Annotated in this window: 10 protein-coding genes, 2 tRNA genes and 1 pseudogene; 7 read left to right on the forward strand and 6 right to left on the reverse strand. The window is 59.8% G+C overall.

What is annotated here, in order from left to right; all coding sequences use genetic code 11:
* Window positions 1–8 precede the first annotated feature (8 nt).
* The 4 genes from cmrA to HF989_RS06885 all read left to right on the forward strand — a co-directional run bounded on the left by cmrA (window position 9) and on the right by HF989_RS06885 (window position 2,764).
* The gene (gene cmrA, locus HF989_RS06870; protein WP_168685105.1) at window positions 9–815 is read left to right on the forward strand and encodes a mycolate reductase; all 807 of its coding nucleotides are present in this window, start codon (window positions 9–11) and stop codon (window positions 813–815) included.
* A complete protein-coding gene (gene orn / locus HF989_RS06875; protein WP_168685107.1) occupies window positions 816–1,445 on the forward strand; it encodes an oligoribonuclease in 630 nt (209 codons plus the stop codon).
* A 46-nt stretch (window positions 1,446–1,491) separates the two neighbouring features.
* Window positions 1,492–1,567 (forward strand) — tRNA-His (locus tag HF989_RS06880).
* A 351-nt stretch (window positions 1,568–1,918) separates the two neighbouring features.
* Window positions 1,919–2,764, forward strand: a complete 846-nt coding sequence (locus HF989_RS06885; RefSeq protein WP_168685109.1) for a hypothetical protein — start codon at window positions 1,919–1,921, stop codon at window positions 2,762–2,764.
* Between the two features lie 10 nt (window positions 2,765–2,774).
* On the opposite strand, the gene HF989_RS06890 is transcribed toward HF989_RS06885, so the two are convergent.
* The 4 genes and pseudogenes from HF989_RS06890 to HF989_RS06905 form a co-directional block, all read right to left on the reverse strand.
* Window positions 2,775–3,605 carry a hypothetical protein gene (locus HF989_RS06890; RefSeq protein WP_168685111.1) on the reverse strand — a complete coding sequence of 277 codons (831 nt, stop codon included), beginning with the start codon at window positions 3,603–3,605 and terminating at the stop codon, window positions 2,775–2,777.
* 48 nt (window positions 3,606–3,653) lie between these two features.
* Window positions 3,654–3,890 (reverse strand): annotated as a pseudogene (locus tag HF989_RS06895) (DNA cytosine methyltransferase); the annotation flags it as partial.
* Window positions 3,891–4,191: 301 nt separating this feature from the next.
* Window positions 4,192–4,500, reverse strand: a complete 309-nt coding sequence (locus HF989_RS06900; protein ID WP_168685113.1) for a hypothetical protein — start codon at window positions 4,498–4,500, stop codon at window positions 4,192–4,194.
* 326 nt (window positions 4,501–4,826) lie between these two features.
* Window positions 4,827–5,267: a GNAT family N-acetyltransferase gene (locus tag HF989_RS06905; RefSeq protein WP_168685115.1), complete on the reverse strand. Its 441-nt coding sequence runs from the start codon at window positions 5,265–5,267 to the stop codon at window positions 4,827–4,829.
* 274 nt (window positions 5,268–5,541) lie between these two features.
* Between HF989_RS06905 and HF989_RS06910 the strand changes: the two genes are divergently transcribed.
* Window positions 5,542–6,624, forward strand: coding sequence for an alkene reductase (locus HF989_RS06910; RefSeq protein ID WP_168685117.1), 1,083 nt, complete (start codon window positions 5,542–5,544; stop codon window positions 6,622–6,624).
* Between the two features lie 11 nt (window positions 6,625–6,635).
* Here the strand turns inward: HF989_RS06910 and HF989_RS06915 are convergent, their stop codons facing one another.
* The gene (locus HF989_RS06915) at window positions 6,636–7,817 is read right to left on the reverse strand and encodes an Ig-like domain-containing protein (RefSeq protein WP_168685119.1); all 1,182 of its coding nucleotides are present in this window, start codon (window positions 7,815–7,817) and stop codon (window positions 6,636–6,638) included.
* Between the two features lie 199 nt (window positions 7,818–8,016).
* On the opposite strand from HF989_RS06915, the gene HF989_RS06920 reads away from it, so the two are divergent.
* Both HF989_RS06920 and HF989_RS06925 read left to right on the forward strand, forming a co-directional pair.
* Window positions 8,017–8,089 (forward strand) — tRNA-Lys (locus HF989_RS06920).
* Between the two features lie 101 nt (window positions 8,090–8,190).
* On the forward strand, window positions 8,191–8,757 hold the full coding sequence (locus HF989_RS06925) for an isochorismatase family protein (protein WP_168685139.1): 567 nt from the start codon (window positions 8,191–8,193) through the stop codon (window positions 8,755–8,757).
* Here the strand turns inward: HF989_RS06925 and HF989_RS06930 are convergent.
* Window positions 8,754–9,389, reverse strand: a complete 636-nt coding sequence (locus HF989_RS06930; protein ID WP_343033569.1) for a DUF305 domain-containing protein — start codon at window positions 9,387–9,389, stop codon at window positions 8,754–8,756. The genes HF989_RS06925 and HF989_RS06930 overlap by 4 nt on opposite strands.
* Between the last annotated feature and the right edge of the window lie 206 nt (window positions 9,390–9,595).

The raw sequence follows: 9,595 nt of genomic DNA on the forward strand, positions 1-9,595 counted from the left end.
TCGAGCCCATGAGTTTTCCCGCACCCGCACCCGGCGCGTTCGCGCTGATCACCGGCGCGAGCCAAGGCATCGGCGAAGCGATCGCGCGCCAACTTGCCGCCGAGGGGCACAACCTCATCCTCGTCGCCAGGCGCCAAGAAGTACTGCAGAAGCTTGGCGACGAGCTCTCGCTCACCCACGGCATCGATGTCGAAATCTTCGCTGGGGACCTGTCCACGCAGCGCGATGTGGATGCCCTGATCCGGCACATCAACAACCGTACGATCAGTATCTGCGTGAACTCTGCCGGCATCGCCAGCTTCGGACCGTTCATGCGCCAAAACTGGGAGTACGAGACAAACCAGTTCAACCTGAACGCCACCGCGGTGTTCCGCATTACCAAGTCGGTGCTGGACCAGATGGTGCCGCGCGGCGAGGGCGCACTGTGCAATGTCGGCTCGGCAGCGGGCAACCTGCCCATCCCGAACAACGCCACCTACGTGTTCACCAAAGCCGGCGTCAACCAGTTCACCGAAGCACTGCACTACGAGTTGAAAGACTCTGGGGTGCACGTGACGCTGCTCGCCCCCGGCCCGGTGCGCGAGGCACACATCCCGGAGGAAGAGCAGTCCATTGTGGACAAGGTCGTGCCGGATTTCCTCTGGACCACCTACGAGTCCTGCGCCGTCGACACAATCAGCGCCATGCGGGAAAACCGCCGCCGCATCGTGCCCGGCCCCCTGGCGAAGACCATGGACGTGGTGTCCAACTACGCCCCGCGCGGGTGGCTGCCGCCGATCATGGGCAAGTTCTACGCACAGATGGGAGAGGAATAGATGGATATTGCCGCGAAGGACAACCGCATCGTCTGGGTCGACTTGGAAATGACGGGGCTCGACCCCGCCCGCCACGTCATCGTGGAGGTAGCGGCTCTTGTCACCGACGCTGAGCTGAACATCATCGACGAGGGCGTGGACCTGGTCGTGCACGCCACCGACGCGCAGCTCGCGGAGATGGACGATGTTGTCACCCGCATGCACTCCGAAAACGGTCTGCTGGACGAGATCAAGGCGTCGACGGTCAGTCTCGCGGAGGCGGAGGATGCGGTGCTCGCGCTCGTCGAGAAGCACTGCGACCCTGCGCACCCCGCACCGCTTGCAGGCAACTCGATTGCCACCGACCGCACGTTCATCCGGGCGCAGATGCCGCGCCTCGACGCCGCGCTGCATTACCGCATGATCGACGTCTCCACGGTCAAGGAGTTGTCTCGCCGTTGGTTCCCCAAGGCGTACTACAACCAGCCGCAGAAGGGCATGGCGCACCGCGCGCTGGCGGACATCGTGGAGTCCATCCGGGAGCTGGACTACTATCGTCGCGCCGTCTTCGTGCCCGCCCCCGGCCCGGATTCGAAGACAGCCGCGGACGCCGCCTCAGGCGCAACCGACGCCTACCAGCCGTTTTTGTGAAACCGCGCCGAGGGGTTAATGTAGATCCCGCTGGAAAACAGCAATGGTGGCTGTAGTTCAGCTGGTAGAGCACCAGGTTGTGATCCTGGGTGTCGCGGGTTCGAGTCCCGTCAGCCACCCCAATAGCTCCCCTACCTGTGAAAACAGGTAGGGGAGCTATTTCATACTCAGAGCAGTTACGCTTTAAACTACGCTTAAGTTTTTATAAAGCGAAGTCGGCCGATACTAGGATGAGCGAATCTATAACGGACAGCAAGGCCATCGACACCACAGTCACGGCGGAGCAGTTGCTCGTAGCACTTGAAGCAGGAGACGACCATGAGCTTCTACTTCCGTCAACCCGATAGACCTTCCGCCTACCGTAATCGGGATGCCGATGCTTAGAGCGTCATCGAATACTTGGGAGTCTTTTACTCAGCCACCTACGCTAATACCTAGTAGTACTGCGTTATGTTCACCGAGGAGCATTTAAATTGGGTGGAACTACCAAGCAAACACTGTCGCAAGAAGAACTAAAATGGATGAAAAGCCTCCACGCCATTGCGCCACGAGTCGAAGAATGGATGGCATCCTGGGAACTGTTGCCCGATATAGAACCCGGAAGTGCTCTAAAAGGTGATGAGGTGGATTGGCTTCAACCTGGCCATTCAGCCGCTTACCAGATCGATATAGCAGCAGAACATCTTCACTTCTCCCTAAGCTCGCTGTTGAGCGGACAATCCATCAGCCCTACTGCTCATTTGACCATTGGCCGGACTGCTTACATGACTGCATTCAACGCAGCGTGGATTTTGGCACCGGCATCGCGAAAAGAGCGACAAGAGCGCGCTTTCCGTTTGAAGGCAAAGGAAGTGAAGGAGTCCCTTTCCGCCTTGACTGATTTTCCAGTAGGTAAGAATTGGGATGAGATCACAAATATCGAAAAGCAGCGGTTAGAGGATAAGCGTGCCCAATTGCATGAGATCGGTCAGCGTATTCATCCTCATTTGGACCCCAGGAAGCATCAGATTAACCAGACTGACGTCATTCAAGAAGTCGCCCATGACCTGTTTAACGGTGACTCTGAGGAAGATCAGTTAATCCGCTCAAACATGCAGCAGTTATGGCGTATGTCGAGTGCGGCAGCCCATGGGTACTATCACCACTCGTTGACCCGTGTTGAGACGCCGACTGAAGAGAACGGCCCAGTCCCCCCGGGCATGATGCTTATGTCGGCGAAGATCGATACAGACGTGGGCCCATTGCTTTTTGTGGCCTACCTGGTGTTAAAACGAGCAATTGAGCTGTATCGACAGCGGTGTACGAACCATCTTCGCTGATAAGTTTCCGTTAAATGTACTTCACTCGCCTAGCATCATAGAGTTCGAACACGTGCTGGAGTACGAGATAGACTCCCGAGATAGCAGGGCCAACATCGTTTTCCAGACTCCCCGTAAGGCGAACAGTGGACTTACCCCCCTTCGAGGAAACTACATCCTCAGGTCCGACACGATCCGCCCCGAAATGGTACTGGCCATGGGCAGCCGCACTACCCGACCGCCAGATGTAGCGCAGACCATCAGCAAGGAGTCCATTTTCTTCTCCGGTTATTACGGGAAGAATGTCTGCAATGACCCTTGTCTGATGCACCCGCATCGTTCGCACATTTTCCACAATGTCTAGCTTGGTGGCTAGTTCCTGCAATGCGGACTGGCGCTCCCGAATATTCCTAACCTTTTGATTCTTAGCGTCTTCTGTCTCTTCCAGTGTGGCGAAGTCATTAATAGCGGTGAACTGAACCCTGAAATCCTCCGCTCTTAGTCGTAAAGCACGCTGACGACGTTCTTTGCGGGTAGCGCCAGAGAGAATCCATAACGCGTTCACCCCAGAGATATAAGCCGTACGCACGATAGTCATATAGACGGATGGATGCATCGTGCGTGTTCGCCTCATGGTCTCGAAAACGAAGGCCAAGTGTTCTACCGAAACACACATAAGATACCAGGCAGCGCCTTCGATATCCAGCCCATTCATGCCATCCGCTGCCAGAGAGCTGCCTGGTTCAGGGGCCACGGGATTCTCCACTATCTCTCGCCATTGGTTCACTGTCCCTGACATTTTGTCTAGGCGCTTTTCCCATGCTTGGTGCGACGCGGACCGCTCAATATCTATCTTCCCCATAGCTAGACATTTTAGGTCACGACCTGATAGCCGCAGGTTGCGCGGTGGTCAGAGGGCTTGTTTCCCGGTGCTACCGATAAATATCTCCCAAGGCCCGTTCTGCTGCGAGAGATCCAGCCCGTAGAGCGATTCATCCGGCTCCCACTCGTTCAAATCAGCCTGAATGATGTTCCACTCGGGGCGATTGTGACGCAAGGTTGTCACCGGCCAGGGCTCGATTTCTACGAGGGCGGCGTGGTCAAACCCCGCCATTTCCAGACCAAGAGCTTGCCCTCCTGCGCCAGCGCATACCTCTACCGACTAATACTTAGACATTGTTCCCTTTTGCGATCATGAATATCGTGTGCTCGTCATAGTAACAGCGGTCCTGATGCAGATAAGCGTCGAGCGAACTATTGTTCGCTTTTCCCGTGGCGGCCCGCCCACCCCCTCGCAGCCAGACCCTGGGGTCACCGCGGGGATCAAGCCCAACCCTGCCCACGGCACGCTGCAAGCGGCATTCCCCACTCTCTAGGGGCCCGCCGAACTCCGGATCAAGCGCGTACGTTCACAGCCGCCCTCCCAGGCCGTGTTACGGACTTGGAACCTAGTCCTCGAGGTACAGCTTCCTGTAGGCCTCGGCGAGGATGGATGCCTTCGCGCCGTGGTCGCTGTTGTAGGGAATGTAGGCGTCCACAGTACGGATGACCCCATTTTCGTCGTGCACTAAGTGAATGAGATTCAAGATGTAGAAGTCATCAAGCTGGTGGATGCGAAGCTTTATTCCACCAATTGCAGTCTCGGCAACAGTCCATGACTCTGCAGACCCCTTTTCCCTGAGGTAGCTCCAACTTGAGTCGCCAATCAAGCCTAGGGTGGCGATGACCCCATCGGCGATTCCATTGAGGTCGTCCATTTGCAACATAGTGTCTCCTTTCGGTTCAAAGTGCCTCGTGCCCGATCGCACGGTAAGGAACCGTAGCTGCAAGTCGTGGCATTGAAGTGGATTAAGCAGAATTCTTGTTCGGATCCGAAGCGTAATCATGATGGTTGCTGGCTTGCGTCGGCACCTGGGAAAGGGTTGTCCGTCACGCCTACCAGTGGACCAGCGACCGGAAGAACGTTGACGGCAGCATCTGCGTCTAGACGGCAGGGGCACAACCGCTTTAAGGAACGCAACTCTTCTGTACTCGGCCGGACCCAGGTCGGAGAGCTTAACGGGCTGATTGGCCCATCTCGGCGCTATAGCAGCGAAGCGTACATCGGACGGGATCTACCGTCATCAGGCGCGATTAACTCCCACCCTAAGGATTGCCAGAATCCGTCCGCCTCTTCAGACAGCGCGAGCATTTGCCGCTGGGGGTACTGCTCCGCCACCCAGTGAACGATTGCTGTTCCTATGCCACGACCGCGATGAGTGAGTCTGACGTCGATGAACTGAATCTCGATCACGTCGGGACCATCCATTGGCAGGGGGTAGTCGGAGCCCTCCCAGTAACTTCGGTGAGGTTTCAAGTCCAGCTCCAGTCTCGCCACTTGTTCACCGCCATCGCGCACCGCGTACCATTCATAATCCTCGGATAGTTGGTATGTGCCCAACCAATGCTGGTGGAACTCATAATCATCAGCCATGTCCTGCGAGAATGTCATGGGGTCGGTAATGGGATGAAACGAGAGGTCCATGTCATTATCGTACTGCCTGTTCCACACGGAAATTAACCTGTGCTAAATCATCTGGCTCGGCCGCTTATTTCCCGATCAACGGTAGCCACAGTTCGCGATCATCCTCCGGTGTTGAGGGGTTAGCTTCCGCTCAGTGACACCACCGGGCAGGTCACGCTCGGCACCCAGCGGTACGGCGAAGATTTGAGCATGCGGTGATGTCTCGTCATGGTGGATGTGGTCGACGCCCGCGCAGGCGCGGAATAGTTGTTGTCACATACGCGTTGTGGAGCGCATGTCCTCACTTTTTGATTCCCTCGAAGTCGGTCGCTTGACCCTGCCCAACCGCATCATCATGGCTCCGCTGACGCGCTCGCGCGCGGGGCGCGACGGAGTGCCTACCTCACTGCACGAGACCTATTACTCGCAGCGTGCCTCGCTGGGCCTCATCGTCACCGAAGGCGTCTTCCCCACGGTAAGCCGTCGGACTTTTCCGGGCCAGCCCGGCATCGACACTGCCGAGCAGATCGCCGGGTGGCGACGCGTCGCCGACGCCGTCCACGACGCCGACGGACACATCTTCATGCAGGTGATGAACGGCGGACGACTCTCCCACGCCAGCCTGCAGGAGGGCACGCAGCCGGTCGCGCCGTCCGCTGTGGCCTCCGGCACTGCGGTCCGGGACTTCGAGTCCCGCAAGGACTGCCCAGTCCCCCGCGCGTTGGACACCGCTGAGCTGCCAGGCATCGTCGACGAGTTCCGCCGTGCCGCACGAAACGCCATCGACGCCGGCATGGACGGCGTGGAGATCCACGGTGCAAACGGCTACCTGCTGCACCAGTTCCTCGCTCCGAACTCGAACCTGCGCAACGACGCCTACGGCGGATCCCCGGAGAACCGGTTCCGGCTCGTCGAGGAGATCCTGCGCGCAGTGTCGGATGAAATCGGGGCGGACCGGGTGGCTATCCGCCTGTCGCCGCAGAACAACATTCAGGGCATCGAGGAGCTGGATGAAGCCGACGTGCTGGCCACCTACGGCGGGCTTCTGCGCGCCACCGCAGACCTTGGCCTCGCCTACGTCTCCATCATGCACGCGGAACCCGCAGGTGAGCTGGTGGCCGAACTGATCGCGCGTGCCCGCGAGAACGGCCGCACCCGCGTCTTCCTCAACTCCGGGTTCGGCCAGCTGACCGACCATGACGCGGCCGAGCGGCTCTCGCAGCAGGCGGACGCCGCCGTGGTGGGCCGGCTGGCCATTTCCAACCCGGACTTAGTACGCCGCTGGAAGGAAGGGCTGCCGGTGGCCGCACCGGACGAGTCAACCTTCTACACCGGCGGGGAGAAGGGCTACACCGACTACCCCTTTTGCACGCGCTAGCCGAACACCCCCTACTCGTACAGCGGCTGCCCAGAACCGCCGGAGCGCTGCTCCCAGTCGAGGTTCCAGTACCCCAGGCCGTCGTAAGGCGTGAGTGTTGCCCCAGCCGTATTCTTCACCACCACTGGGTCGCCTCGCTTGACGTAGTCCTGGAACCACTTGGCGTTGTCGTAGGACGCGTTGATGCAGCCGTGGGACTGGTTGTAGCTGCCTAGCGCGCCACTCGCCCACGGGGCGGAGTGGACGTAAATGCCGGAGTAGGACAGCTGCGTGGCGTAGTCCACCGGCGTGACGTAACCGCCGGCATCCAGCGCGAGGCCGTAGGTGCGCGAATCCATGGTCAGCTTCTCGTGCTCGTCGCCGACAACGTACGTGCCGTTGGGGGTGTCGTATGTGCCGTCGGTGCCCAGGGAGACGGGGAACTCCTTGACCAGTTCGTCGCTGGCGTAGACGCGCAGCATCTTGTCGTCGTTGTCCACCACGGCTTCCACCTTGTCGCCGATGGTGAAGTGGGTCTCCGAGTCCTGCGCCCCGTAGAGCCCCTCGCCCATCTCGTGGCCGTAGATGTTGGCCTTCACGCTGACCTCGGTGCCCGGCTCCCAGTATTCCTTGGGACGCCAGCGCACCTCGTACGGGTCGAGCCAGAAGAAGGCGCCGTCGGTGCCGTTGGAGGTCTCTACGTTGATGAGGTCCTCGACAGCCTTGGTGTCCTGAATGGCGGTATCAAAGCGGATGGTCACCGCCTGCGCCACGCCGACCGTTGCGCCGTCGAGCGGCCCGAGGTAGGCGTGCACCGTCGCGTCCGGGGAGAGCGTGGTGAACGAGGAGACGACTCTCTGCCCGTCCGTGTCGCGCGCCTCCACCGTGTAGGTGCGGCCGTAGCCGAGCGGCTCCGTGGTGGTCCACTCAGATTTGTCGTCGTTGAACTCGGCCTCGACCTCTTTGCCGCTCTCGTTGGTCATGCTCACCGAGTCCAGCCCGGCGGCTGCTGTGACCTTGATGGGCTCCGCGGGCTCCACGCCCGTTTCGCCGTTTTCCACGTTGATCTCCGGCGGCCGCGGCGAGCTCTGCTGCGTCGTTTCCGGTGCGTCAACAACGGACTGGGTACGGCCAGTATCGCCGATCGTGCACGAGGACAGCGACGCCGCTGCCACTACTAACGCGAGACCGCGCACCACTCGACGGTGACCCACTGCCTACCCCTCACATGACGATGTTTCCGGATTCTCAACACCCTATCCTCTTAACCCAGAAATCCCACTATCCCCACATGTGCGTTTCCTGCTCCGTGCTTATGGACGTTTTCTGCCCGTAACCAGGCGATTTCACGCATAGCAGCCTCGGTGATAAAGTTTCTCTCCGTTGCCGAGAGCAACGGAAACAACAAAATATGCGCCATTAGCTCAATTGGCAGAGCAACTGACTCTTAATCAGTGGGTTCGGGGTTCGATTCCCTGATGGCGCACAACATCACAGCAAGGCCAGCGGGAAATTCCACTCGCTGGCCTTGTTTGTTGTGGCGTAAACCGCGGCAACGCCACCCTGCTCATGCGTATCCTGATCCTCATGAAGACAGCGCTGCTCATTGTGGACGTACAAAACGACTTCTGCCCCGGCGGGGCGCTGGCCACCGCCCGTGGCGACGAGGTCGCGACCCGGATTGCCGAACTGATTGCAGGCGCGGACGGCCAAGCCCGCGATTACGACTACGTTGTGGCCACCCAGGATTGGCACATTGATCCAGGGGCCCACTTCTCGGAGACCCCGGACTTCGTGGATTCGTGGCCCGAGCACTGCGTCGCTGACAGTGACGGCGCGCAGATCCGCCGCCCGGTGCCGACCGGCCAGATCGACCAATTCTTTAAGAAGGGCCACTACACAGCCGCGTACTCGGGCTTCGAAGGCGTCAACGACGCCGATCAAGGGCTGGCCGACTGGCTCCGCGAGCACGACATCGCCCGCCTCGACGTGTGCGGCATCGCCACCGACCACTGCGTGCGGGCCACCGTCCTCGACGCGCTTAAGGAGGGCTTCGAGGTACGCGTGCTGCAGGACATGTGCTCGCCTGTCGACGACGCTCGCGGCGCCGATGCCCTCCGAGAAATGCAGAACGCCGGCGCGGCGCTGGCCTAATTCGGCGTGTAGCCGAGCAGGTCTTCCATCTCCTTCATCTCGGCAGTCTGCACGTCGACCATCTCTTGCGCCATCTCCTTGAGCGGGGTGTACCCGCCGCGCGCGACCTCATCCTGCGTCATCTCGATCACGTGGGCGTGGTGGTAGTGCATCATCTCCAAAAACGCGGTGCGCAGCTCATCGCCCCGCAGCGTCGCAAACTCATCCAACTGCTCCGGGAGAAACATCCCGTTGGCGATGTGGGTGGAGTGCAGCTCCATGTCTTTCTGGATACCCCACTCATCGGCCCATGCCCGCATCTGGGCGTTCTCCCGCTCCTGGCCGTCCTTGATGCGCTGCGCTAGGTCGCGCACGGCCGGGTCGTCTACGTCGGAGGCCAGAAGCACCTCGGACATCTCGATCGCCTGGTCGTGGTGCGGCACCATCATCCCGATGAAGTGGACGTCTACGTCGTTGCGGCTACCCTCTCCAGGTGCTGACGTGGATGATTCCGGTGCGAATAATGCCCGCACCGACGGTCCAGCCGCTGTCAGCACCAGGGCAAGCGCTGCGATGAGCGCCACCGCGACCCACAGCGGCTTCTTGCTGGGACGCATCGTCTCGAGTTCTCCGTTGCCCATTTCGTCATCCACCGTTGTATACCCTTTCGCTTGTTACAAAGGTACGAAAAACCGCCCGGTCGCGTGGTGAAACCGGGCGGTAAATGTCGTTGCGCTTTGTGTCAAGTGGTTGTGAACGGGTTTGGGTGTTAGATCGTGATGGGTTGTGGGGGTGGGGCGGTTTGGGTGGTGGTGCGGATGATGCTGACTTCTGCTGGAAGGCTTGTGCCGGCTTTGGT

It is taken from the genome of Corynebacterium mucifaciens, from assembly GCF_012396315.1.
In the GTDB taxonomy this organism is placed as follows: Bacteria; Actinomycetota; Actinomycetes; order Mycobacteriales; family Mycobacteriaceae; genus Corynebacterium; species Corynebacterium mucifaciens.